At 62.7% G+C, this 25,654-nt stretch carries 21 protein-coding genes and 1 pseudogene; 6 read left to right on the top strand and 16 right to left on the bottom strand.

The window, feature by feature from the left end:
• Positions 1-2: 2 nt before the first annotated feature.
• The gene (locus HWX53_RS15275; RefSeq protein ID WP_175942166.1) at positions 3-1,112 is read right to left on the bottom strand and encodes a GAF domain-containing protein; all 1,110 of its coding nucleotides are present in this window, start codon (positions 1,110-1,112) and stop codon (positions 3-5) included.
• Between the two features lie 318 nt (positions 1,113-1,430).
• Here HWX53_RS15275 and HWX53_RS15280 point away from each other — a divergent pair.
• The 3 genes and pseudogenes from HWX53_RS15280 to hmpA form a co-directional block, all read left to right on the top strand.
• A pseudogene (locus HWX53_RS15280) lies at positions 1,431-2,990 on the top strand (methyl-accepting chemotaxis protein); the annotation flags it as partial.
• Between the two features lie 73 nt (positions 2,991-3,063).
• A complete protein-coding gene (locus HWX53_RS15285) occupies positions 3,064-4,950 on the top strand; it encodes an EAL domain-containing protein (RefSeq protein WP_175942170.1) in 1,887 nt (628 codons plus the stop codon).
• Between the two features lie 117 nt (positions 4,951-5,067).
• Positions 5,068-6,282: an NO-inducible flavohemoprotein gene (hmpA, locus tag HWX53_RS15290; RefSeq protein ID WP_175942172.1), complete on the top strand. Its 1,215-nt coding sequence runs from the start codon at positions 5,068-5,070 to the stop codon at positions 6,280-6,282.
• Positions 6,283-6,288: 6 nt separating this feature from the next.
• Here the strand turns inward: hmpA and gudD are convergent, their stop codons facing one another.
• Together gudD and HWX53_RS15300 are read right to left on the bottom strand one after the other, a co-directional pair.
• The gene (gene gudD / locus HWX53_RS15295) at positions 6,289-7,638 is read right to left on the bottom strand and encodes a glucarate dehydratase (RefSeq protein ID WP_175942174.1); all 1,350 of its coding nucleotides are present in this window, start codon (positions 7,636-7,638) and stop codon (positions 6,289-6,291) included.
• A gap of 97 nt (positions 7,639-7,735) precedes the next feature.
• Positions 7,736-9,040 carry an MFS transporter gene (locus HWX53_RS15300; RefSeq protein WP_244140142.1) on the bottom strand — a complete coding sequence of 435 codons (1,305 nt, stop codon included), beginning with the start codon at positions 9,038-9,040 and terminating at the stop codon, positions 7,736-7,738.
• Positions 9,041-9,339: 299 nt separating this feature from the next.
• Here HWX53_RS15300 and HWX53_RS15305 point away from each other — a divergent pair, with 299 nt between their 5' ends.
• Positions 9,340-10,377 carry a LacI family DNA-binding transcriptional regulator gene (locus HWX53_RS15305; RefSeq protein WP_175942178.1) on the top strand — a complete coding sequence of 346 codons (1,038 nt, stop codon included), beginning with the start codon at positions 9,340-9,342 and terminating at the stop codon, positions 10,375-10,377.
• 39 nt (positions 10,378-10,416) lie between these two features.
• Here the strand turns inward: HWX53_RS15305 and catA are convergent, their stop codons facing one another.
• The 6 genes from catA to andAc all read right to left on the bottom strand — a co-directional run bounded on the left by catA (position 10,417) and on the right by andAc (position 15,133).
• Positions 10,417-11,352, bottom strand: coding sequence for a catechol 1,2-dioxygenase (gene catA / locus HWX53_RS15310; protein WP_175942179.1), 936 nt, complete (start codon positions 11,350-11,352; stop codon positions 10,417-10,419).
• Positions 11,353-11,398: 46 nt separating this feature from the next.
• Positions 11,399-11,689 (bottom strand): muconolactone Delta-isomerase, encoded by a 291-nt coding sequence (gene catC / locus HWX53_RS15315; protein ID WP_175942180.1) that lies wholly within the window; start codon positions 11,687-11,689, stop codon positions 11,399-11,401.
• 137 nt (positions 11,690-11,826) lie between these two features.
• The gene (gene andAa / locus HWX53_RS15320; protein WP_175942181.1) at positions 11,827-13,050 is read right to left on the bottom strand and encodes an anthranilate 1,2-dioxygenase system ferredoxin--NAD(+) reductase; all 1,224 of its coding nucleotides are present in this window, start codon (positions 13,048-13,050) and stop codon (positions 11,827-11,829) included.
• Complete coding sequence (gene andAb, locus HWX53_RS15325) at positions 13,040-13,363, bottom strand: anthranilate 1,2-dioxygenase ferredoxin subunit AndAb (RefSeq protein ID WP_175942182.1); 324 nt, start codon at positions 13,361-13,363, stop codon at positions 13,040-13,042. The genes andAa and andAb overlap by 11 nt, the downstream gene beginning before the upstream one ends.
• Before the next feature lie 9 nt (positions 13,364-13,372).
• A complete protein-coding gene (gene andAd, locus HWX53_RS15330; protein ID WP_175942183.1) occupies positions 13,373-13,846 on the bottom strand; it encodes an anthranilate 1,2-dioxygenase small subunit AndAd in 474 nt (157 codons plus the stop codon).
• Positions 13,847-13,861: 15 nt separating this feature from the next.
• Positions 13,862-15,133 carry an anthranilate 1,2-dioxygenase large subunit AndAc gene (gene andAc / locus HWX53_RS15335; protein ID WP_175942184.1) on the bottom strand — a complete coding sequence of 424 codons (1,272 nt, stop codon included), beginning with the start codon at positions 15,131-15,133 and terminating at the stop codon, positions 13,862-13,864.
• Between the two features lie 190 nt (positions 15,134-15,323).
• Between andAc and andR the strand changes: the two genes are divergently transcribed.
• Together andR and HWX53_RS15345 are read left to right on the top strand one after the other, a co-directional pair.
• Positions 15,324-16,292: an anthranilate 1,2-dioxygenase regulatory protein AndR gene (andR, locus tag HWX53_RS15340; RefSeq protein WP_175942185.1), complete on the top strand. Its 969-nt coding sequence runs from the start codon at positions 15,324-15,326 to the stop codon at positions 16,290-16,292.
• Positions 16,293-16,431: 139 nt separating this feature from the next.
• Complete coding sequence (locus HWX53_RS15345; RefSeq protein ID WP_175942186.1) at positions 16,432-17,328, top strand: LysR family transcriptional regulator; 897 nt, start codon at positions 16,432-16,434, stop codon at positions 17,326-17,328.
• Positions 17,329-17,405: 77 nt separating this feature from the next.
• On the opposite strand, the gene yjfF is transcribed toward HWX53_RS15345, so the two are convergent.
• The 7 genes from yjfF to HWX53_RS15380 form a co-directional block, all read right to left on the bottom strand.
• The gene (gene yjfF / locus HWX53_RS15350; RefSeq protein ID WP_175942187.1) at positions 17,406-18,494 is read right to left on the bottom strand and encodes a galactofuranose ABC transporter, permease protein YjfF; all 1,089 of its coding nucleotides are present in this window, start codon (positions 18,492-18,494) and stop codon (positions 17,406-17,408) included.
• A complete protein-coding gene (locus tag HWX53_RS15355) occupies positions 18,491-19,528 on the bottom strand; it encodes an ABC transporter permease (RefSeq protein WP_175942189.1) in 1,038 nt (345 codons plus the stop codon). Before HWX53_RS15355 ends, yjfF begins: the two co-directional genes overlap by 4 nt.
• Complete coding sequence (locus HWX53_RS15360) at positions 19,525-21,039, bottom strand: sugar ABC transporter ATP-binding protein (protein ID WP_175942190.1); 1,515 nt, start codon at positions 21,037-21,039, stop codon at positions 19,525-19,527. The genes HWX53_RS15355 and HWX53_RS15360 overlap by 4 nt, the downstream gene beginning before the upstream one ends.
• Positions 21,040-21,110: 71 nt before the next feature.
• Positions 21,111-22,046 carry an ABC transporter substrate-binding protein gene (locus HWX53_RS15365; RefSeq protein ID WP_241270014.1) on the bottom strand — a complete coding sequence of 312 codons (936 nt, stop codon included), beginning with the start codon at positions 22,044-22,046 and terminating at the stop codon, positions 21,111-21,113.
• 817 nt (positions 22,047-22,863) lie between these two features.
• Positions 22,864-23,898: a LysR family transcriptional regulator gene (locus HWX53_RS15370; protein ID WP_175942194.1), complete on the bottom strand. Its 1,035-nt coding sequence runs from the start codon at positions 23,896-23,898 to the stop codon at positions 22,864-22,866.
• Positions 23,899-24,070: 172 nt separating this feature from the next.
• Entirely contained in the window at positions 24,071-24,550 is a 480-nt protein-coding gene (locus tag HWX53_RS15375; protein ID WP_175942195.1) for a carboxymuconolactone decarboxylase family protein, read from the bottom strand.
• A 164-nt stretch (positions 24,551-24,714) separates the two neighbouring features.
• A complete protein-coding gene (locus HWX53_RS15380; protein ID WP_175942196.1) occupies positions 24,715-25,635 on the bottom strand; it encodes an RNA polymerase sigma-70 factor in 921 nt (306 codons plus the stop codon).
• Positions 25,636-25,654 lie beyond the last annotated feature (19 nt).

Genomic DNA, 25,654 nt, shown 5'->3' on the forward strand with positions numbered 1-25,654 from the left:
GCTCACGCGCCCCTGTTCCAGCGATCGAGCCGCCTACGCGTAACCAGAGCAATGCGGTTCGATGCAAGCGCCGCCAGATTGACGAGGCGCCGCTTCTGCGTAGCGTCCATGACGCGTGGCTGCCGGTCGATGCCGCAGAGCGCGCCGAGCGCGTTGCCTTCTGCGTCGCGCAACGGTACGCCAGCATAGAAGCGAATGCGCGGCTCGTCGGTGACGAGCGGATTAGCCTCGAAGCGCGGATCGGCCGCCGCGTCTTCCACCACGAACGCATCGTTCTGCATGACCGTGTAGTTGCAGAACGCCCACGAGCGCGGCGTCTCGTGCGCGTTAAGCCCCCAGCGCGCCTTGAACCATTGCCGGTCGGGCGTGAGCAGCGTCATCAGGCAAATCGGCACGCGCAGCGTCTCCGCTGTGAGCTGCACGACCTCGTCGAACTCGGGATCGCTCGCCGAATCGACGAGTCCCGTGCGCTCGACCGCCCGTAGGCGCGCGGCTTCATTCGCCGCGACGGGATACGGCGAAGTGTCCGCATTGTCCGGGGGCGCGAGCGATAGACACGCGACGAGCGCAGCAGCGAAAGCGGGCTTGTCAGCGGGCGCTGGCAGCACCGCAATGCGCGACAAGGCGCCCAGCTCCGCTTCGAGTTGCGCGGCGGGCATGTCGGTGACGAGCAGCATGCGCATGTGCGCCAGATCGCGCGAATGCAGCAGCCGCCGGCACATCGACAGGCGCTCCCAGTCCCCGCGCATCAGTTCGACGGCGATCACGGCGGGCATGGCGAGGCCCGCGTCCAACATTGCGTTGAGCGGGTCGCTCTGCCCGATGGCGCGCAGCCCCGCAGCCGCGGCCGCTTCCACGTACGACGGCAATGCGGCTTCCGATGCCACGACGAGCGCCACGGAGCTTTCGGCATGAACCGGTGCCGGCCGCCGGTTGCCGAGTTGGTCGCGCAACGCGTCGACCGCGCTCGCGCGAACGCGCCTATGCCCGCCCGGCGTTTTCCACGATTCGATTTGTCCCTGCTCGATCCACGTTTGCGCTGTCTTCACCGAAACGCCGAGCCGGGCCGCGACGTCGCGCGTGGTGAGAATGGGATCGTCTTCCTTTGTCATGCGTTCCTTACGGTAAAGCGCGAACGAGGCGCAAACGATAGCTACCTTCAGATGAAAGCACAATCGCCGAAATTGATAGAAATGGAAGTTTTCGCTTGCACGATTTGTCGGTTAAATCTACGCTTAATACGCCATTTCGCTGTCTTTTTCGGTCTTCGGTCGCAATTACCACGCCTTTCTTCTTCACATGGTAATTATGGCTGGCATCGTTGGCTTTGACAAGACGTCGACATTTGGTAAAAAAGGAAGTCTCTATAAACGACGTAGGCGCACAACGCCCGCGGCGCCGAAGACCACGGCGAACACATAAAACACGCTATGAACCTCAAAACCATGTCGGTCAAGGCAAAACTGGCCTTGTCATTCTCGCTGCTAACGGCTGTCGTCCTGATCGTATCAGCGGTGTCCATCACCGCGCTCGGCGACGCGAATCAACGCTTCTTCGGCTTTGTCGAAGGCATCAACACCCGCGCGGCGCTGGCCGAACAGGTGCGTCAGGCAGTGGACCGGCGCGCGATCGCCGCGCGCAACATGGCGCTCGTGACGACGCCCGCCGACTTCGAGTTGGAGAAGGCCGCCGAAGCGCAGGCGCAAGCCGATGTCTCCCAACGCCTCGCCAAACTCGACGCGATGATCGCCTCCGCGACCGACACGACCGAGAAGGCGCGCTCGCTCGTCGCCGAGATCAATCGCATCGAAGCGCTGTATGCGCCGGTCGCCCAGGCGATCGTCAACCTCGCGACCGAGCACCGTCAAGAGGAAGCCGTGCGCAAGATCAACGAAGACTGCCGCCCGTTGCTGGCCGCGCTCGTGAGCGCCACCAACGCCTATTCCGCTTACACGCACGAGCGCGCCGAGACGCTTGTGGCCGAGGCTCATGAACACTTCGCGACGCAGCGGGCCATCCTCATCGCCATTTGCCTCGCGGCGGTAGCGGCTGCGGTGGCAGCGGGCGTCATCATCACGCGCGGCCTGACGCGCGCGCTCGGCACCGAGCCGGCGACGCTCAAGGAAATCACACAGCGCGTGGCGTCGGGCGATCTCAGCCCCGTCACCATGACTCGCGCGGTCCCGCAAGGCAGCGTGCTTTCGTCGATGGACGCGATGCAAAAGAGCCTCGTCACGTTGATTGCCGAAGTGCGCACGGCGGCCGACAGCATCGCGACCGGTTCCATGCAGATTGCCTCGGGCAACGCAGACTTGTCGGCGCGCACAGACGAGCAGGCGTCGTCGCTGCAGGAGACGGCGGCCAGCATGGAAGAGCTGACCTCGACGGTCCGCCAGAACGCCGACAACGCGCAGCAGGCGAGCACGCTGTCGAGCAACGCGTCGCATGTGGCACAACAAGGCAATGCCGTGGTGACGCGCGTCGTCGAAACCATGACGGCGATCAGCGAGAGCTCGACGAAGATCGCGGACATCATCGGCATCATCGAAGGCATTGCGTTTCAGACCAACATTCTTGCGCTGAACGCGGCAGTCGAGGCCGCGCGCGCGGGCGAACAGGGGCGCGGCTTTGCAGTGGTCGCATCGGAAGTGCGCTCGCTCGCGCAACGCTCGTCGCATGCGGCGAAGGAGATCAAGGAACTGATCGGCGCGTCGGTGGCGAAGGTGGAAGCGGGCTTCGCGCTGGCGCAGGACGCAGGCACGACGATGAGCGACGTGATGACCGCGGTGCGCCGCGTGTCGGACATCATGGACGAGATCGCGGCGGCGACGGGCGAACAGAGCCGCGGCATCGAGCAGGTCAATCAGGCGATCTCGCAGATGGACCGCGTCACGCAGCAGAACGCCGCGCTCGTCGAGCAAGCGGCTGCGGCATCGCAGGCGCTGGATCATCAGGGGCGTCATCTTTCGCAGACGGTGTCGCAGTTCCGCATCGAACACGCTGCCGCATGACCAACGCGCGGCGCGCGGATACAGCCACTGAGAGGAAGTCGTGCACCATGAGATGAAGACGTTGCCCGGCGTCGCCACCGCGCAGTTCCGGTCGTTCGCAGCGAAGATTCCGCCGTTCTACGCATCGCTCGTCGTCACGATGTTGTCGTTCATGGTCGTGTTCGGGCAGCGCGCGCCCGCATGGCTCGCGCTCGGCATGCCGTCGGTCTTCATCGTGCTGCTCGTCTGGCGGGGCTGCTGGTGGGTCGTGCATCGCCATGACGACGTGACCGACGCCGAAGCGCGCCGCCATCTCGCCCGCGCGACGACCGTGCTGATCGTGAGCGCGGTCTTCGCAATGGGCGTGGACGTGATGCTATTCAAGTACGCCGACGTTCACGCGAAATACTTCATCCTGATGCAGATCGTGGCATCCACGATGGCGGGTTTCTTCTGCCTGATGCATCTGCGCACGGCGGCGGCGCTCGTCGCCTTCGCGATGATGCTGCCGTTCCTCGGCTCCATGTTGAGCATGAACGATATCGGCGCGACGGCATCGGCGGTCGATATCGCGATCACCGTCGCGCTGATGAGCTATGTGATGTTCGGCTATCAGCGCGACTTCGCGAATCTCATTCGTTCGGAAGCCGAAACAGCTGCATTGAGCAAGGAGAACGTGTGGCTCGCGAACCTCGACATGCTCACCGGTCTGCCGAACCGCCGGCAGTTTTTCGAGCAGTTGCAGTCGTCCATTGCGAATGCCGCCGCGACGAAGCGCACGGTGGCGGTAGGCGTCGTGGATCTCGACGGCTTCAAGCCCGTCAACGACACGCACGGGCACCGCGTCGGCGACCACGTGCTCGCGGAAATCGCGCGGCGCATCGAACGCATGACGACCCATGCCGCGTTGCTGGCGCGCGTGGGCGGCGACGAGTTCGCGTTCATCGTCGTGGATGCGGACGAAGCCTCGCTGCAGGCATCCGCCGATGCGATCATTCAGGCGGTGAGCAGGCCCATCGCCGTGGGCAGCCTTGTGACATCGGTCGGATGCTCGATCGGCTTCGCGATGTATCCGCGCGCCGCGGCGACGGCCGATCTGCTCTACGAACGCGCGGACTACGCGCTCTATCATGCCAAGCGTTCGGGCCGTTCGCGCTCGGTCATGTTCTCGCTGGAACACGAGCGACTGTTGAAAGAGCAAGGCGCGGTCGAGCAGGCGTTGCGCAGCGCCAACCTTGCCGACGAGTTCTATCCCGTGTTTCAGCCTATCGTCGATGCATCGACGAACCGCACGCTCGCGCTCGAAAGCCTCGCGCGCTGGCAGAGTCCCGTGCTGGGCGCGGTGCCGCCGGGCACGTTCATTTCGGTGGCGGAGCAGGCGGGCATCATTGCGGATCTCACGCCCATTCTGTTGCAGAAGTCGCTTGCCGCAGCCGAGCTTTGGCCGGAGGACGTGGACCTTTCCTTCAACGTTTCGCCGTACGATATCGCGAGCGAACCGCGTACGCGCCGGCTCATCGAAATCATTCAGGCAAGCCGCGTGTCGCCGCAACGCATCGCGATCGAACTGACGGAGACCGCACTGATGCACAGCTTCGCGCAGACGAACGCGAACATGGCGCTGCTTCAGGACGTCGGCGTGCGCATCTCGCTCGACGACTTCGGCACCGGCTATTCGAGCCTCAGCTATGTGCACGCATTGCCCATCAACAAGCTGAAGATCGACAAGAGCTTTATCAGCGATATCGGGGCGAATCCGCGAAGCAGAAACATCGTGCGATCGCTCATCACGTTGTGTCACGACCTCGGCGTGACGTGCATCATCGAAGGCGTCGAGACGACGGACCAGTTGCGGATCGTGCGCGAACTGGGCGGCGCGGCCATTCAGGGCTATTACTTCGCCAAGCCGATGCCGGCGGCCAGCGTGAATGCGTATTTGCGCGATTGCACCGCCGTTTAATGTGGTGGTCGCGCCGACGTCGCTTCCGCGCCAAGCACGCCGGACGCCTCCCCTTCCCTCTTGCGGTACGACGGTTGCTCAGGTCAAGTGGACGAACGATCGACAGGAGGTACCGCGATGCTCAGTCAAGAGACGAAGGACATCGTCAAGGCGACCGCGCCTGTGCTCGCCGAACACGGACTGCCCATCATCAAACGCTTCTATATCCGGCTATTCGAAGCGCACCCGGAACTGAAGAACGTTTTCAACATGGCGCATCAGGAACAAGGCGAACAGCAGACGGCGCTGGCGCGCGCCGTCTATGCGTATGCCGAGAACATCGAGAATCCTGAAAGCCTTGCGGCCGTGCTCCGCAACATATCGAACAAGCATGCAAGCCTCGACGTGCGGCCCGAGCATTACCCGATCGTCGGCGAACATCTGCTCGGCGCGATCAAGGAGGTGTTGGGCGACGCCGCGACCGACCAGATCATCGGGGCGTGGGCACAGGCTTACCAGAACCTTGCCGATGTGTTGATCGCCATGGAGAAGGCGCTGCGCGAAAAGTCGTCCGAGGCCGCGGGCGGCTGGACAGGCTGGCGGCCGTTCATTGTGAAAGAGAAACGCCCCGACAGCAGCGCGATTACTTCATTCGTTCTCGAACCCGCCGACGGGCAGCCCGTCATGAACTTCGAGCCGGGGCAATATGTCAGCGTCGCGGTCGACGTGCCCGCGCTCAAGCTGCGTCAGATACGCCAGTACAGTCTCTCGGACATGCCGAACGGGCGGACGTATCGCATTTCCGTGAAGCGCGAAGACGGCGACGCCGCGCGGCCACCGGGCTATGTGTCGTCGCTGCTGCATCATCATGTCGAAGTGGGCGACGAGATATTGATCGCCGCGCCATACGGCACGTTCCATATCGACGTCGATGCCACGACGCCGATCGTGCTGATCAGCGGCGGCGTAGGTCTCACGCCGATGGTCAGCATGCTCAAGCGTGCCATTCAAAACCCGCACAGGCAAGTGGTATTCGTGCACGGCGCGCGCAATAGCGCGGTGCATGCCATGCGCGACCGGCTGAAGCAAACGGCTGCGACCCAGCCGAACTTCAAGGCAGTGATCTATTACGACGACCCCTTGCCTACCGATGTCGAAGGCGAAGACTATGACCGCCGCGGTTTCATCGACCTAAATGGCCTGAAGGACGAGATCCTGCTTCCCGAAACCGATTACTACATCTGCGGCCCAATTCCGTTCATGCGCTTGCAGCATGACGCGCTGCGCAAGCTGGGCATCGACGAGGCGCGAATCCACTATGAGGTCTTCGGCCCCGATCTATTTGCGGAGTGACGCGCTTCAACGCACGAGGCAAGGCCGCTTGTTGTCGAACTTCCAGTTCGGGATGAGATATTGCATGGCGATGCCGTCATCGCGCGCGCCGAGGCCGTGCTGATGATACAGCGCGTGGGCCTTCTCGATCTCGTCCATATCCAGTTCGACGCCGAGACCCGGCGTGCTCGGCACCTTCACCTTGCCGCCGACGATTTGCAGCGGATCGCGCGTGAGACGCTGGCCGTCCTGCCAGATCCAGTGTGTGTCGATCGCCGTGATCTTGCCCGGCGCGGCGGCCGCGACATGCGTGAACATCGCGAGCGACACGTCGAAGTGATTGTTCGAATGCGAGCCCCATGTGAGACCCCAGTCGTTGCACATCTGCGCCACGCGCACGGAGCCTTGCATCGTCCAGAAGTGCGGATCGGCGAGCGGAATATCCACCGATTGCAGTTGAATGGCGTGGCCCATCTGACGCCAGTCGGTGGCGATCATGTTCGTCGCGGTCGGCAGGCCCGTCGCGCGGCGGAACTCGGCCATCACTTCGCGGCCCGAATAGCCGTTCTCCGCGCCGCACGGGTCTTCCGCGTAGGCCAGCACGTCGTGCTTGTCGCGGCACAGGCGAATGGCTTCCGCGAGCGACCACGCGCCGTTCGGATCGAGCGTCACGCGCGCATCCGGGAAACGTTCGGCGAGCGCGGTCACGGCCTCGATCTCCGCATCGCCGGCGAGCACGCCGCCTTTCAGCTTGAAGTCGTTGAAGCCGTAACGCGCCTGCGCCGCTTCCGCGAGGCGCACCACCGCTTCCGGCGTCAGCGCGACTTCGGTGCGCAGGCGCTCCCAGTCGTCCTTGCCGTTCTCGCCGGATGCGTACGGCAGATCGGTGCGATTGCGATCGCCGATATAGAACAGATAGCCGAGCATCTCTACTTCGTCGCGTTGCTGGCCTTCGCCGAGCAGCGCCGCGACCGGCACGCCGAGATGCTGGCCGAGCAGATCGAGCAATGCCGCTTCCAGCGCGGTGACGGCGTGAATGGTCGTGCGAAGATCGAAGGTTTGCAGGCCGCGGCCGCCCGCATCACGGTCGGCGAACTGCGTGCGCACGCGATTGAGCACTGCCTGCATGTTGCCGATGGACTGGCCCACGACAAGCGCACGCGCGTCGTCGATGGTCTTGCGGATATTCTCGCCGCCCGGCACTTCGCCGACGCCCGTATTGCCCGCGCTGTCCGTGAGAATCACGATATTGCGCGTGAAGAACGGCGCATGCGCGCCCGACAGGTTCATCAGCATGCTGTCGCGCCCCGCAACGGGAATCACGCGCAATTCGGTAACGGTGGGCGTCGCGTTGACGCGAGTCGAAGTCATGGACATATGCAAAATTCCATCGGTTGATTTGAACACTGCGCGCGCCGTGTGAATCCGACGGCGACTTGCTTCGGTTTCCCAACTTTATGCTTATTGCATGCGTTCATTCGGCCAGCCGAAAGCGTTCGATCTTGCCGACGACGAACACGTAGCAAACGATCGCAATCAACGCGTTCGCGCTCACGAAGACGAGCGCCGCCGCGAACGAGCCGGTTCCCTGCACGAGATAGCCAATGACGATCGGCGTCGTGATGCCCGCCGTATTGCCGAACGTGTTGAAGAGCGCCGCGCACAGGCCGCTCGCCTGCTTCGGCGCGGTGTCGGATACGACGGCCCAGCCGAGCGCGCCGATGCCCTTGCCGAAAAACGCCGCCGCCATGATGCCGATGACGAGCCACTGGTTATCGACATAGTTGCACGCGATCATGCAAGTCGAGAGCAGCAGGCCGACGACGATCGGCACCTTGCGCGCGGTGCTCGTCGAGAAGCCGTGCTTCATCAGCCGGTCCGACACGACGCCGCCCAGCAGACCGCCGAGAAAACCGGCGATAGCCGGAATGGATGCGACCACGCCCGCTTTTAGAATCGACATATGCCGTTCCTGCACGAGATAGATCGGGAACCAGGTCAGGAAGAAATACGTGAGCGTGGTGATGCAGTACTGCGCGATGAACACGCCGAGCATCATGCGGCTCTTCAGCAATTGCGCGAGCGCGTGACGGCCATGCGTGCTGCCGTTCTGCGTATGCCTAGGGCTCTGCGCGGCGCGGCGTTCCTTCGCCACCTGCCGGTCTTCGAGATCGACCATCGCGCCGTTGTCGGCGATATAGCGAAGCTCGGCCTCGTTCGCGAGCGGATGCTGACGCGGCGCGTAGATGGTCTTCAACCAGAGGCCTGCAACGAGTATGCCGAGCGCGCCCATCGCATAGAAGACATGCGGCCAGCCGTAAGCGTGCGTGATCCAGCCCATGATGGGCGAGAACAGCACGGTCGCGAAGTACTGAGCCGAATTGAACATGGCCGATGCCGTGCCGCGCTCGGCCGTCGGGAACCACGTCGCCGTCAGGCGCGCGTTGCCCGGAAACGCGGGCGCTTCCGCCGCGCCGACGAGAAAGCGCATCAGGAAAAGCGTGGCGAACGCGACGCCGACCGGCAATGCGGCCACGAACCCCTGCACCGCGGTGAGCAACGACCAGAAGAAAATGCTAAATGCGTAGACGCGCTTGGACCCGAAGCGGTCCAGCAGCCAGCCGCTCGGAATCTGCGCGATCACATAGGCCCACGCGAACGACGAGAAGATATAGCCCATCTCGACCGGCGAGATGTGCAGCGCTTTCTGGATGGACGAACCCGTGATGGAGATGGTCGCGCGGTCCGCGTAATTGATCGTCGTGACGAGAAAGAGCATGAAGACGATCAGGAACCGCGCCTTGCTGCGTCCCGCGTAGCTCGAAGCTTGGCCGTCCGCACTGGCCGCTCGTTCGCCCAGTTCGTCCGCGGCCATCGAAGTCGCAGTCCGTTGTATGCCTCGCTCCATCGTCGTCCCCGGCTAAGTTGTGCGATGTCTCATCGTTAGCGAAGCATATGTTAGCGCAAACATCGCTGAAATCCGGGTTTTCCCGCTGCGTAGAGATACGACGTCTTATTTCGAAGATCGTTCGGACGTGAGTCTCTGAGGCTACAATCGAGCGAAACCAGGGGACTCGAATGGAAGAGAGTTACGCGCCGGCGAAGCTCGGTTCGACAGAAGCCAACGACAGCGTGACGCTGGAAGACGTCGCGCGTCTGGCGGGCGTCACCGCAATGACCGTCTCGCGCACGCTCAAGCGCCCCGAACTCGTTCGCGAGGAAACGCGCCAGCGCGTGATGGATGCCGTGCGCGCCACCGGCTACGTGCCGAACCTGCTGGCGGGCGCGCTCGCGACGAACAAGAGCCATTTGATCGCCCTGCTCCTGCCGACCATCGCCACGTCGATTTTCACGGACATGGTTCAGAGCTTGATGGCGACGCTCGCGCCTGCCGGCTATCAAACGTTGCTCGGCCTCACCGACTATCTTCCGGAGCGCGAGGAGCAGCTTGTCGAAACCCTGCTCGGGCGACGGCCCGACGCCATCGTTCTAACCGGCACCGAGCATTCGCCGCTCACGCGAGAACGGCTGCGCAGGACGAAGGTGCCGATCATCGAGATCTGGGACCTGACCGACGACCCTATCGACATGCTGATCGGCTTCTCGCACGAGGCAGTCGGCGTCGAAGTCGCGCGCCATCTGCTCGCGAAGGGGTATCGGCGGTTCGCGGTGTTGTCGGCCGACGACCCGCGCGGCGTGCGGCGAAGCCTGAGCCTGTTCGATGAACTGAAGCGCCACGGAACCAGCGACGTACCGATCGAAGTACTGCCCGCTCCGGCCACGCTTCAGACCGGGCGCGAAGGGTTCGCTCGACTGCTGGACCGCGGCTTGCCCGAGGTCATCGTGTGCAGCACGGACACGCTCGCGCAGGGGATTCTCGCCGAGGCGGCGAAGCGCGGCATCGCCATTCCTCGCGACGTAGCCGTGATGGGCTTCGGCGATCTGAGCACCGCGGCGCATGTCCATCCTTCGCTGTCGACGGTGCGCATCGACGGCGCGTCGATCGGCAGACTGGCGGCCGACGCGCTCGTGAACAGGCTGGACGGAAGGCACCCCGCGCAACCGGCACTGAGGGTCGACACGGGGTTCACGATCATCGACCGCGAGAGCGCTTGACGTTCGGGCCGCAAGCACTCATCGGCGAACCGGCCAGCGTCACGCCTCGACCGATGCGCGGCTTCGCTGCACGATCTGATTGTCCTTGCCGTGGACCAGCGGCGTCAGCCTGAAGTCGAAGTCGATTTCCTTATAGTCGTCGGCCTTCAAGCCCAGCTCTTTACCGCCCGTCTTGTCGACGACATGCGGAATCAGGTCTTCTCGCGTGGCATAGGCGAAGTCGTCCCATATCAACGGATCGCCTTCGATATTGATCTGAGTCGTCAGCTTGCGGCAGTTGTCCGCAGTCACGAAGAAGTGAACATGCGCGGGGCGATTGCCATGCCGGCCGAGCGCGTTGAGCAAATGCTGCGTCGAACCTTGCGGCGGGCAGCCATAACCCACCGGCATCAGCGTGCGGAATTCGTATTTGCCCTCGCCATTCGTCTTCACCGCGCCACGCAGATTGAAGTCGCTCTGTGCGCCAGTCGGATCGAAGTGCGAATAAAAGCCCTTCGAATTGGCATGCCAGCATTCGACGAGCGCGTTCGCGAGCGGCTTGCCATCCGGTCCCGTGACCGTGCCGCGAATGACGAGCGGACCTGCGTTCTCATCCGCGTCGAGGTCGATCTTCGCCACGCCATCGCGCACCGGCGCGCCGGCCACGTACAGCGGACCTTCGATGGTGCGCGGCGTGCCGCCGTTCAGCTCCGCCTCGCGGTCTTCGGCATCCATGCGAATGTCGAGGTACTTCTCGAGTCCGAGGCCCGCCGCGAGCAACGCCGCCTCGCCGTCCTGACCGAGCTTGTTCAGATAATTAACGCCGGCCCAGATTTCATCGGGCGTCATGTCGAGATCGTCGATCGCCTTGAACAAATCGCTCAGCAAGCGATGCGTGATTTGCTTTGCACGCGCATTGCCGCCATCGCCCGCGAGATTCGCCGCCGCCTTCAGCAAGCCTTGCACTTCCTCGCTCTGGAATACCTTGACGCTCATGATTCATGTCTCCGTTCGTATGGGAATTTGAATTTGGCTTTGATGCTCAAGCGTCGTCGTCTCTCACGGACGACGGATGGCGACACAACGGCGTCACCGAAATCTTCATGTAGGGGAAAAGCGGCAATGCAGTGAGAATGTCGTGCAGCTCGGCATTGCTTTCGACATCGAAGATGCTGAAGTTGGCGTACTCTCCGGCAAGACGCCAGATGTGCCGCCACTTGCCGCTGCGCTGAAGCCCCTGCGAATAGGCCTTTTCTCGCGCCTTGATCTCGTCGGCGACATGAGCGGGCATGTCAGCCGGGATATTCACATCCATTCGAACATGGAACAGCATCGCTCTTGTCCTCTCAACGGGTGACTTTCATGAGGCCATCGCGCGTGAAGCGCTCGACCACGGCTTTGTTCAGTTGCATTTTGAGGCCCGTTTCCATGCTCTTACCGTTCGTCATCCTAATCCCTGTTCGAATCCACTCACGCATTGAGCAACGCACGCAGTGAAACAGCGGTGTCGCGCAGGGCATCGATGTCGAGCCGCATGCCTGCCGCGAGCAGCCGCTTGCACGCGCCCATGTCGCGGCCCGCGTTGACGGCGGCGACGGCGGCAAGGGCGCCCGCCTCGTCCAGCGCAAGCACGCAGAACGAACCCGCCGACGGATCGCCGCGCAGAATCATCGTATGCGTCGCATCGAAGATGCCGAGCGTCTGTACGTTGCAGTCGTATTGATCCGACCAGAGCCACGGCGTTTCCGCGTAACGCTCCTGTGCGCCGAGCATGTTGGCCGCCGCGATGGCGGGCTGATTCTCTGCGACCTGCCACGATTCGACGCGCACATGCCGCTTCAATAGCGGGTTGAAATGCCTCGTGACCTCACCCGCCGCGAAGATCGAAGGATCATCGGTCCGGCATTGCTCGTCCACGACGATACCGTTGTTGACCGCGAGCCCCGCCGCTTGCGCGAGTTCCACGTTCGGCACCACGCCGATACCCACCACCACGATATCCGCATCGATATCGCCGCGATCGGTCTCGACGATTGCATGCTCTGCGCCGCGTCTTACGGCCACAGGCTTCGTGCGCAGCCGCATGTCCACGCCTTTCGTGCGATGCAGCGTATGCAGGAAGTCGGCGACTTCGCCCGGCATCGAGCGCATCAGCAAGCGCTCCGCAGGTTCGACGAGCGTGACCGCGCAACCGGCCTTGATCGCAGAAGCCGCGACTTCGAGCCCGATAAAGCCGCCACCGAGCACCGCCACGCGTGCGCCCGGCCGCAACGCCGCCCGCAACGCGCGGGCATCATCGACGGTGCGAACGTAGTGCAACTTGACGCCCTCATCGACATGACCGGGAAACGGCCGCACGCGCGAGCCCGTCGCCAGCAGCAAGCGCTCGTATTCGATGCGCGCGCCATCGCTCAGAACGACGCATTTATTCGCTCCATCAATGGCCTCGACACGCATGCCGAGCCGCATATCGACGCGTTGCGCGTCGTACCATGCTGCATCGCGAATGAAGATACGGCGCTCGCCTTCTTCCGACAGCAGCGCGGCCTTCGAGAGTTCCGGGCGGTCATAGGGCAAGGCACGCTCATCGCCGATCATCACGATGTGCGCATCCGCATCCCGCGCCCGTAGGGTTTCGGCCGCACGGCGCGCGGCGTGTCCGCCGCCGACGATCACATAAGGCTTACTCGACATGGATCTCGACCTGTCCATCGACGATGCGAATGGGATAGCTGCGCACGGCTTCGGTAACCGGCGCGCAGCGTGGCGCGCCGCTGCGGATATCGAATAGTCCCTGATGCAGCGGACATTCCACGCAACCATCTTCGACGAAGCCTTCCGACAGCCGCGCGTGACCATGCGTGCAGAGGTCGTGCAGCGCGAAGACTTCATCGCCGATCCGGAAGACGGCCACCGGCTTGTCGTTCGCGACGACCGCGGCGGGCTCGCCTTCGGTGAAGTCGTCGAGCTTGCCGATGGCGTGCCATGCATTCGTCAGTTGTTCCATGTTCCGCTCTCAAATCGGCGTGGCGAGCAGCGTCTGCACGCGCGACGTGTCGTAGATCACGCGCTTGGCCCGATAGCGCAGACCCTCCGCCGTGCGCACGACCTTGTCGAAATACCGGCCCGCCTGATAAACGTTCGACTCGCCGTTGCTGCGCGTCTGAATCACCACGTAGTTGCTTTCCGTTTCGATCACGCCGTCTTCGTCGCGCGTGACGGTAAGCCCCGACGTCATATGCCGGTAGCTATGCTCCTCGTAGATATTCGCGTGACGCAGCGACACCACGCGGTCGCGCAGCATCCTCTGATTCGTGCAATGGATGATGCCCACGGGCAAGCCCATGTCCGCGTTCTCTTTCGGCACGATCTCGTACAGACAGTCCTCCGTGAAGAGCGTGGGCCACGCTTCGAGCCTGTCGTTATCGAGCGCGTTGATGTATTGGTCCTGCAACATGTGCAGTTCGAACCACAGCTTCATCTGTTCCATGCGTCGCCTCGCCGCTCAATAGCCCATGAGTTTCTGATAACCGACCCAGAACTTGCGGATCAGGCTTTCGGTAATGACCGTGTCTTGCTGATCGGGATTGCCGCGCGACATCTCGATGACCGACGTCGCATCCGCATCGCGCACGGTGCCGCGCTGCACGAGCTCGGTCGCTTCGGTGTCTTCCATCGAGATATAGCCGGCAGGCCCCACGAGATTGGCCTGCTTGATACGCAGCGCGCGCAGCTCGGGCGTGTCGTCCGTATAACCGAAGAAGTGGAAGATCAGCTCGAAGCTGTTCGGCCCCTTCGGCAGCAACTGGCGCGCGACCAGCGTGTTGTGAATCTGCTGGATGACGAGTTGCGGGAAGATCGGCTGAATGTGGTTCGTCGTGTCTTCTTCGTATTCGGAGACGAGGCCGAGAATGGAATCGTCTTCGAGCGCGAAGCCTTCATCGAAAGAGCGGATGTTCTGCTGCTTGTATGCCGAGGACGTGTCCTCGCCGGTCTTCGTCACGGTGATGATGCTATGCAGGCCATGCGTCGCGTCCGGAATCGAACGCGCCTTCATGCCGACGCGGAAGATGTTGAACGTGGTATGAAACAGATGCAGCATGCTCGCGTGATACGGGTCCTTCACGTTCTCGAAGTACAGCTTCCAGTTCGACTTCGAATACTGACGCGTGCAGCCGAGATACTCGATCGGCTTATGAAAGATGCGGTCGATCCACGGGCGCATTTCCGCGCCGAGATAGTCGGGCAGCGGCGCGACGTCGTTGCTGAACGAGGCGAAGACGAGGCCCTTGTAGCTGTCGACGCGCAGTTTGCGCAGGCTGTGGTTCTTCGGGTCGAAGTCGGCGGGCATGCCCGTCATGCCCTTCTGGCCCCGCCTGAACGGCACGCCGAGCAAGTTGCCGCTGTTGTCGAAGCTCCACTGGTGATAGACGCAGGTGTGCGATGTCGCGTTGCCGCGCGCTTTGCGGCACACGGACGCGCCGCGATGCGCGCAGCGGTTGACCCATGCGGCAAGGCCGCCGTCTTCGAGCCGCGTCACGACAACGGGCGTATCGCCGACGAACGTGCTCTTGTAGTCGCCTGCATTGGGGATCTCGGCTTCCAGCGCCACGAAGTTCCAGGTCGGACCGCGGAAGATGCGCTCCTGCTCGCGGTCGTACACCGCTTGGGAACTGAAGACCTTGTAGGGCACGCGCGAGCCGTCGTCGTGCGGAAAGTGAACGTGGTCCGATTCGGTCGGACCTTGAGGGCGAAATACCAGTTCAGCCGTTTCCACGGATGTTCTCCTGTGCGGGGGCGCCGTAATCGATACGTCACGGTGTCAGCGCATTTTTGGAGAGACAAAATGGCGGGTCTATCCACCAATGCCGCCGCTCTTTCACGTACTATCCAAAAACGGCGGTTTTATTCACCGGGCCTCGCAAGACGCGAACGCCCCGGTGCGAACGTGCGTTTACCCGTATTCCATGACCCCGACTCGTTTTGCGCCCGACGCCTTACGCAGCTATCGGCTCTTTGAATCGAGCGATCTCGATGAGACGCGCGATCTCATCTCACGCGTGATGCAGCCACATGTGCTGGTGCCATCGGGAAAGGATCGCGGGCCCGCGTACATGGATTTCGTGAAGCTGGGGCGGCTCGGGCTCGGCGCCATCTCCTTCGGCGCGTCCATGCACGTGGATGTGGAATCCGTCGACGGCTACTATCTTCTGATGTTCTGCCTCCGCGGCCATGCGCAAGTGCGCACGCTGAACGCGACGCTCGACGTCGATCATCACAATGCGGTGCTGTGCGCGCCGGGTCAGCCGTTCGACGCATGGTTGTCGCCCGATTGCGAGCAGTTCGTGCTTCGCATGGATGCCGACGTGTTCGAGAAAGCGAGTCACGATGCCGGCGCGCTGTTGTCGCCGCGCCTGTCCATCGACAGTCCAGCGTTGCGGGGATGGATGCAGCAGTTGCGCGCGCTCACGGGGTCATCGGCGCTGCTCGAGAGCGCGCGTTCGAACGGGCAGATCGCCGGACATATGGAAGCGCTGCTCATCGATCTGCTGACGTGCTCGTTGCCGAGTGCGACGGTTGCTCCGGTTACGCATTCGTCGCTCGCGCCCGCCTTCGTGAAGCGTGCTGAAGAGTTCGTCTGCGCACATGCAGGCGAGCCGTTGCAGCTGGAAGACATCGCGAGAGCGGCGGGCGTGTCGCCGCGGACGTTGCGGGAGCGGTTCCAGATTGCGCGCGGGATGAGCCCAATGCAGTTCCTGCGTAAGGTCCGCATGGAACATGCGCGGGCTGCGTTGCTGGCGGCCGGCCCTCGCGCGCGGATCGCGGATATTGCGCTCGCGTGCGGCTTTCTTCATCTGGGCCGCTTTTCGATTGCGTATGCGGAAACTTTCGGCGAGTCGCCCTCGGAGACGCTGCGCAAACGCGCTCCTCGTTGAGAGCCACGATTGATCGGTCGCTGAGGATGACGACCGAATCTTCGCGTGTGAGATCGCGCTTTAGGCCCCGTCGTCGCCCCGTGCAAGCGGCAGCAAGCGAAGCTGGACACCGCCGCCCCCAAGTCGCTATCCTCGCTGCATGATCGATAAAAAACGCAAAGAACTCGACTGGCAGGACATGCGGATGTTTCTGGCTTTGGGACGCTACCGCAGCTTGTCATCCGCTGCCAGAGCACTGCGGGTCAACCACGCCACCGTGGCAAGACGCATTCAGGCGCTCGAAGACAGTCTGGGCGAAAGCCTCGTCGAGCGCAGGCCCGACGGTTATGTACTCACGCCGGCGGGGGAAAGCGCGCTGGCAGTGGCAGCGGAAATGGAAGCCGCAGCGCAGACGTTGACGCGCCCCGCCCCGAGCGACGGCGAGAGCAGCATACGAGGTCTCGTGCGCATCAATGCGCCGCCTGCGCTGTCGCAGGGCTTCCTGATCGCGCGGCTGACCGAGATCACCGCACGGCATCCGGGCCTCGACATCGACCTCGCGACCGACCTTCGTTCGATCAGTCTCAATCGCCACAAGGCGGACATTGCAGTGCGCGTCGGACGACTGACCGATGCTGACCTCATCGCCAAGCCGGTGGGGAGCATGGCTTTCGGTTTATGGGGAACGCAGGTGCAGTGCGAGCGGGCCGAGCGCGGCGAGTCGCCGACCTTCGTGAGCTTCAATGAGGAAAGCGCGGACATGCCCAATCTGGTGTGGCTGCGAGAGCACTTTCCGCGCTCACGTATCGCTTTTCGCGCGGAGAATCACATCTTCCAGGCAATCGCCGCGCGCGACGGCATCGGCCTGGCCTTGCTTCCGCACTATCTTGGCCGCAGCTTGCCAGGGCTCAGGCTCTGCGCGTTCGGGCCGGTGCCTCCGCCTCGCGATATGTGGCTGCTCATCCGCAGGCAGGATCGGAACGACGCGACCATACGAGCGGTCACGCAGCATCTGACCGATGCGTTCAAGGCGAGCGAACAGCTTTTTGCGGCGTAGCTCGAAGACCTGCGAATGAAAGAACCGAATGCCGCATCGCTCCTGCGCGTAGCATCGCGTCAACGGTCAACGCAGCGTCAACTCCGCGGCACCAGTCCGAGCGGCTTCGCTTCGCCGGGCGCGTCGGACGTCAACGGCTCCGGTGCCTTCTTGCGCTTCAGTCCTTCGCCGAGCGTGGTGCCGTTCGATTTGCGACGCGCCGCGTGCCGCTCGATCACGCGTTGCAGCAAGCAGAACGCGCAGAGCAACGCGCCGATGACAATGCGCGTCCACCAGGAACTGAGCGTGCCATCGAACGTGATCAGCGTCTGAATGGTGCCGAGAATGCCGACGCCGAACACCGAGCCGATCACGTAACCCACGCCGCCCGTGAGCAGCGTCCCGCCGATCACCGTCGCGGCGATGGCGTCGAGCTCCATGCCCTGCCCTTGCAGCCCGTATCCAGAAAGCACATAGAGCGTGAAGACCACGCCGCCGAGCGCCGAACAGAAACCGCTCAGCGCATACACGCCGACCTTGGTGCGCGCGACCGGCAAGCCCATCAGCAACGCCGAGCGTTCGTTGCCGCCGACCGCATACACGTTACGGCCGAAGCGCGTGAAGTGCGCGACGAAGATCGCGACCAGCAGCGTCGCGACCGCGACGAGCGCGCCCGCCGTGACCGACGCCCCGCCGACATCTACATGAAAACCGGAGAGCGCGTGGAAAGTGGGATCGTTGATCGTGATGGATTGCGTCGTGATAAGAAAGCAGGCGCCGCGCGCGAGGAACATGCCCGCCAGTGTCACGATGAACGGCTGCAACTTGAAGAAGTGAATGAGCGCGCCCATGGCGGCCCCGTAGAGCGCGCCCGCCGCGAGCACCAGCGGCACGATCACCCACACCGGCCAATGCAGCTTCTCGGCGAAGACAGCGCACAGAATGGTCGTCAGCGCGACGACGGAGCCGACCGACAGATCGATGCCGCCAGACACGATGACGAACGTCATGCCGATGGCGACGATCAGCAAAAACGCGTTGTCGATCAAAAGGCCGAGCAAGACTTGCAGTGAGAAGAAGCCGGTGTACATCACCGAACCGAAGCCGAAAAGCGCGGCGAACAGCACGATGGTGATGACGATGGGCAATACGCGCGGGTCCGTCACGCGGTCGAACACATTTCTCATTTCGATGACTCCGCGAGCGGCTGTTTCGATGCGACCGGGAACACGCGCTTCAACTGACGCATCAGCACCGTGCGCGCAGTGGCCGATTGAATGACGCTCACCACCAGCACGACCGCCGCCTTCACGACGAGCGTCGCTTCGGGCGGCACGCCGATGGAATACGTCGTGTAAGTGAGCGTCTGGATGATGAGCGCCCCCAACACGGTGCCAGCGAGACTGAAGCGCCCGCCAAGCAGCGACGTGCCGCCGAGCGTGACGGCGAGGATCGCATCCAGTTCGAGCAGCAGGCCGGCGTTGTTGCCGTCGGCGCTGCGCACGTTCGAACTGGCGAGCACGCCTGCCATCGCGGCGGCAAGCCCCGAGAACGCATACACGCCGAACACGATCATGCTCGATCGCAAGCCGACGAGCCTCGTCGCGACCGGATTGACGCCGATAGCCCGGATGAACAAGCCGAGCGCCGTGCGGTTGACCAGCAGCGCAGTCAGCACCAGCGCGCCGCACGCGACCCACACGGAACACGGCACGCTCGCGAGATAGCCGCCACCGACGAGCAGATAGCCCTTTGCGCCGATGGGGATGATCTGTCCGCCCGTTAGCAACTGCGCGACGCCGCGTCCCGCGACCATCAGAATGAGCGTTGCGATGATCGGCTGCATGCCGATGAACGCCACTAGCAAGCCGTTCCACATGCCGCCGAGCACGCCGACTCCGAGCGCCGCCGCGATGGCGAGCGGCACGCGCGATGGATCATCGGCGAGAATCGTGGCAGCGGTCGCGCCCGCAATGGCGACGATCGCGCCTACGGAGATGTCGATGCCGCGCGTCGCGATCACGAGCGTCATGCCGAGCGACACGAGCACGAGCGGCGCCGCGCGATTCAGGATGTCGATCGGCGCGCCGAACAAGTGGCCGTCGAGCATCGTGATGGACAGGAAGTTCGCGTTGTGCGAGAGATCGAGCACACACAGCGCGATCAGCGTCAGGCACGGCCACACGAGCGGATGCTGAGATATTGCCTTGATCGTGTTCATTCCGAGCCTCCCGCGATGAGCCGGTACACGTCATCTTCGGACGCGGTATGGCCTGCCACTTCGGCGACCTTGCGTCGATCACGCAGCACCGCGATCCGGTGACTCACGCGCACGACCTCGCTCACTTCCGATGAGATGAAGAGAATGGAGAGGCCCTTTGCGCAGAGCGCGAGCACGCGGTCCATGATCTCGAACTTCGCGGCCACGTCGATGCCGCGCGTCGGCTCGTCGAGGATCAGCATCTTCGGTTCGGTCGCGAGCCAGCGCGCAAGCAGCACCTTCTGTTGATTGCCGCCCGATAACAGGCCGATGGGCTGCTCCGCGTCGCGCGCCTTGATGCCAAACTGCTGGATATAGCGGTTCGCAATCTCGCGCTGCTTCGCCTTGCCGATGCAGCGCCACAGTCCGCGCCGCGCCTGCACTGCGAGGATGATGTTCTCGCGTATGGAAAGATCCGCGACGATGCCTTCCTTCTTGCGGTCTTCGGGACAGTAACCCATGCCGTGACGCACCGCATCGCGCGGTGAATGCAGCTTCACCGTCTTGCCGCCGATACGCGTCGCGCCCGCATCCGACCGTTCCGCGCCGAATAGCAGGCGCGCCGTTTCGGTGCGGCCCGAGCCAAGCAGACCCGCGAGCCCGAGTATCTGTCCGGGCTGCACGTCGATATCGACGGGATTCATCACGCCTCGCCGGGCCACGCCGCGCATCTCCAGAAACGGCGGCACGCTGCTCTGCTCAGCGGGCGCTTCCGTCGCCGCGCGTTCCAGGCGCTCGGTCATGCGCTCATGGCCGACCATCTTCGAGACGAGCAGTTCGACGGGCAGATCCTTGGCGAGATACTCCCCTTCGCGCTCGCCGTTGCGCATGACCGTGATGCGGTCGGATATCGCGTAGGTCTGTTCGAGAAAGTGCGTGACGAAGAGAATCGCGAGGCCGGAATCGCGCAGTTTGCGCAGCACATCGAAGAGCCGCGTGACTTCGCCGTCGTCGAGGCTGGATGTGGGTTCGTCGAGAATGAGCACGCGTGCATCGACCGATAGCGCCCGCGCGATCGCCACCATCTGCTGCACGGCGATGGGATACGTATCGAGCGACTTGGTGACGTCCACCGTGACGTTGAGTTCGGCGAGCGCCGCTTGCGCGCGCGCGTGGATCGTTCGCCAGTCGATTGCGCCGCGCCGCTTCGGTTGTCGGCCCGCGAACATGTTCTCGGCCACCGACAAGTTCGGGCACAGATTCACTTCCTGATACAGCGTCTGAATTCCGGCCGCTTCCGCTTCGAGCGGCGCGGTGAAATGCACGGGTTGGCCGCCGAGCCGGATCTCGCCGGCGTCGGGCTCGTGCACGCCGGTGAGCACGTTGATGAGCGTCGATTTGCCGGCGCCGTTCTGCCCCATGAGCGTGTGAACCTCGCCGGGAAACAAACGGAAGCGGACGTCATGCAACGCGCGCACGCCGGGAAAAGACTTCGACAGGCCGATCGTTTCGAGCACGGGAGCGTCGGTCATGGAGAGCGCCGGCTAGAGGGAAGGATGGTCCATCGCGCGGCCGAACGCCTGCGCGATGGACGCGCACGCATTCAGTACTTGCGCTGCGGCAGAGTCTGCGCGGCCACGCTCATCGGGAAGATGGTTTCTTCCGTCACGATGCGCTTGGGCAATTGCTTGCCCGCGACGATATCCTTCACGGCGGTCATCAACTGCGGCCCGAGCAGCGGACTGCATTCGACGTCCACATTGATCTTGCCGGCGATCATCGCCTCGAAGCCGCCCTTGGTGGCGTCGAACGAAACGACGGTCACGTCCTTGCCGGGCTTCATGCCGGCCTCTTCCATCGCCTGAATCGCGCCGAGCGCCATGTCGTCGTTATGCGCGTAGACCACGTTGATCTGCTTGCCGTAGGTCTTCACGAACGCTTCCATGACCTGCTTGCCGCCCGCGAGCGTGAAGTCGCCGCTTTGCGAAGCGATGACCTTGAATTTCGGGTCGTTCTTGATGACTTCGAGCAGACCTGCGCGCCGGTCATTGGCCGGCGCCGACCCGACCGTGCCCTGCAATTCCACGATATTGATCGGCCCTTTCTCGTTCTTATAGTGATCTTCCAGCCACTTGCCGCCACGACGACCCTCTTCGAGGAAGTCCGAGCCGATCATCGTCACATAGAGCGACTTGTCTTTCACATCGATATTGCGGTCGGTGAGAATGACCGGGATCTTCGCGTTCTTCGCTTCGACGAGAATGGGCTCCCATCCGGATTCGACGACCGGAGAGAACGCGATGACATCCACTTTCTGGGCGATATAAGAGCGGATCGCCTTGATCTGATTTTCCTGCTTCTGCTGGGCGTCGGAGAACTTGAGGTTGATGCCCGCGTCCTTGGCGGCCGTTTTCACGGAGACGGTATTCGCGGTCCGCCACGCGCTTTCCGCGCCGACCTGCGCGAAGCCCAGCGTGATCTTCTTGTCCTCGGCGTGCGCACTCATGCCCGCGGCAAACAACAGGACCGAACCAAGCATTGCGCTCAGCACCGTGCGTCGGGTCTGTTTCATTATCGTCTCCTGATGGATCATTTTTGCCGCGGCTCTAGGTCCGGGGTCCTGGACTCAGGATTGAGTCCTGCGCAAGATTAGTCTGACGACGCATGCGGGTCCAATCACTTATTGGGCGTCGAGGATACCAAGACTGATATCAGGGAAAACACGGTTGATGCGCTGCGCGGATTGCTTAGTCACTGCGTCATCTAATTAAATACTGAGTTCGTCATTGCGGCGACGCGAGTTGCGTCCCACGTTTTGGAACTTGCTATTTGCCTGCGCCCGTCGAAGGAACACACGTGAGTACGACGACGCCGTCGCTCTGTCCGACGGCGCTCACCGATGCCTCGTGAATTTCCCCATTCCCGCATGACCATCTGACGACGAAATCGCCTTTGCAATCGCTTCTTTCTCGAAGGGGCGCGGGCAATGCCACAGGGTACTGGCAAGTTCTGTCGAGTTGCAGCAAGAAGCAAGGTCGGAGGTCGAGTCCAAAGCTCGGATGCCACAGGTTCCTATATATGAGCCGGATTCGATCTGCATCGGCGCCGCCACCGAACTCGTGCTTGCCGCGAGTAACAGGCAAAGCGGAACCTATGTGCTTTTTGCTTGCATCATTGGGGCTCGGACTAGCACGAGGAGTCTCGGTCCTAATGACTCTAGGCGACGAATGGACGCCGACAAAGGCAACGCGGGCGCAGTCAGTCGAAAGCAGACTCGGTGTTTGCATGACTTCCGCTCCACCACCGTGTTAAATGACACCTGGTTCGACTGAGTAGATGGCGAAATGTCCAAAGTACTAGCCTGCTTCAATGTGCCGGTTAGCTGCGACGCTTGGTCGCGCGCGTGCTTCGTGACTTAGCGCAGGTGAGCAACCGAGATCGAGTGCGCGAACGTGTTCCGTCATGTAGTCAACGAACACGCGAATGCGCGCGGGCAAGTGCTTTCGACTGAGATAGCACAGGTAATGTCCGCGATCGCTCGGCGAAAATTCCGTCAGGCAGGATACGAGGCGGCGATCGCGTAATGCTTCGCATACCTGATAACCTGCAAGCTGTGCCAAACCCTGCCCCGCATGCACGGCTTGCAGAGCCAGTTCGGCGCAGTTGAACGTGTGCCGGCCCGCGGGCACGAGCTTCTGAGTACGCCCCTCGACACTGAATTCCCATTCCGCGATACGGCCCGACGCCGTTCGCAAGTTGATGCAGCGATGCGCGTGCAGTTCCGCTATATCGCGCGGCAAGCCATGCATGCGCGCATAAGCGGGCGATGCGCAGACGAGCAATTGCATCGGTATCAGTTGCCTGGCGATAACCTGACTGTCCTCCACGCGCCCATCGCGGAAGGATACATCGATGCGGTCCGAGGTGAAGTTTGCCGGATGATCGCTCAACAGCAGTTCGACCGTGATTTCGGGGAACGCTTCGTTGAAGCCGCGCATGAGCGGCGCGACGATCGCGCGACCGAAGCTCGTCGTCGAACCGATGCGCAGGTGCCCGCGCGGTGGTCCGTCGCGCAGGTCGCGCATGTCCTCGAATGCCTGCACGATACGTTGCACGCCGGGATGACAGTTCTGATAGAAGAGTTCGCCTTCGCGAGTCAGCGATGTGCTGCGCGTCGTACGCAGAAAAAGCCTGGCATTGAGTTGCGCCTCGAGCTTCTGCACGTTGCGGCTGACGGCCGACCGGCCGATACCGAGCCGGTCGCTGGCTCGTGCGAAGCTGCCTTCGCTGACCACCGCGAGGAAAGCGACGACGCCTGCATAGCTCTTGGCGAAGCTGCTGGCAAGCGAGTCTTCGCCGCCGGGACGAAAAGGGGTTTGCGTGTCGGACATGATGGCTCGCGTCGAGTTGATACATGCTGATAAGACGTTCTACGCGAACACATTGTGACGCGGCCGCTGCACTTTCCGCAGTCAAGGCCGCGCGTAGGACCCATGCATTATTTCACTGGGCGAGGTGCCTACTACAGCTGGCATTGCGGCCGACAGAATGGACGTCGTTCAATCACGAGAGGTTCGCCTTCTCAAGCCCGAACGCCGCGTCCGACGATCCCGGCACAGTGCGGAAAGCGACATTCACGCGATTCCAGCCGTTGATCGCCATGACATGAAACGTCAGGTTCGACAACTCCTGGTCTGTGAACTGCGTTTTCACTTGCTCGAAGACATCGTCCGGCACGCCGTCCGCCGGCAGCTTTGTGAGGATTTCGGTCCATGCGAGCGCGGCGCGTTCACGCGGCGAGAATAGCGTCGACTCCCGCCAGATGGCCACGTGATGCAGCCGCAGTTCGCGCTCGCCATGAATCCTTGCTTCCTTCACGTGCATGTCGACGCAGAACGCGCAGCCATTGATTTGCGATGCCCGCAGCGATGTCAGTTCGCAGATCGACGCCTCGATACCGCTTTCCTTCACCGCCAGACCAAACGAAACAAAGCGCTTGAATAGCTCGGGTGATTGTTGAACGTAGTTGATGCGTTGAGTCATGCTTGCTCCAGCGAGGTTAGCTGCGCGTGCGCCGCGCGGGCGGGGCGGCGAGATGCCGTACACGACGATGTTAGTTATCGCCTCGCGGTGCCGGAAGCTACGCATCGCGGCTCACTGCGTTGATCCCGTGACACCAATGCGGTGTCGCGAGTGCGCGAGAGCCGTCAGCAGCCGCCAAAAGCGTTGGCGAGCCTCACCAGCTTGTCGGGATTGCGCTGCACGAGAATGCGCACGATGCGCTCGCCGTCAGTTTCATACGACTGCGCCGATTCGAGCTTTCCCTCGATGAATCGCAAGAGCGCCCATTGCCCGTTAAGTACGGCCAGTTCCATGCGCAGATTTGTCTTGAAGCGTAGCTGCGATGCATAGAAGAGCTGCGCGATGCGCCTGCCGCCCTCCATCGGCTTCGGAAAGCTCGGCACGCGGCCCCCGCCGTCTCCGACAAGCACCGCATCCTCAGCAAGCAGCCCTTGGATGGCTGCGAAATCGCCATGTTCGAGCGCCCGCGCGAATTGCGTCAGCAAGCGCAGATGAATCTCGCGCGGCACCGTGATGCGGGCACGGCCTTCGCGCAGCTGCGTCTTTGCGCGACTAACCAGTTGACGGCACGCCGCCTCGGACTTGTCCAGCGTCTTGGCGACTTCGCCGTAATCGACATCGAATACTTCACGGAGCAGAAACGCCGCGCGCGCGTCGGGACTCAGCCGTTCCAGCAGCATCAGGAAAGCAACCGAAACGTCGTCGGCGCGCTCTTTAATTTCTTCAGGCGTAACGGGCTCATCGAGCGCATCAGGCTCTGGCAGCCAGATCCCCGCATAACGCTCGCGCTGCAGCTTCGCCGCCCTCAACCTGTCGATCGACAAGCGCGTGGCAACCGCGACGAGCCATGCCTCCGGATTCTCGATGTCCGCGCGCGACGCGGCATTCCAGCGTAGCCACGCATCCTGCACGACGTCTTCGGCTTCAGCGACCGATGCAAGCATGCGATAGGCGATCCCGTACAGCCGTTTGCGCAACGCGTTGAACGAACGCGTGGCGTCGTCGGTATCGTCGGGAGCCGGGCCGGCTGAAACCGCCTTGTTCATGGCTGTCCTCGTCTATTCC

This window comes from Caballeronia sp. BCC1704, from assembly GCF_902833455.1.
Classification (GTDB): Bacteria; Pseudomonadota; Gammaproteobacteria; order Burkholderiales; family Burkholderiaceae; genus Caballeronia.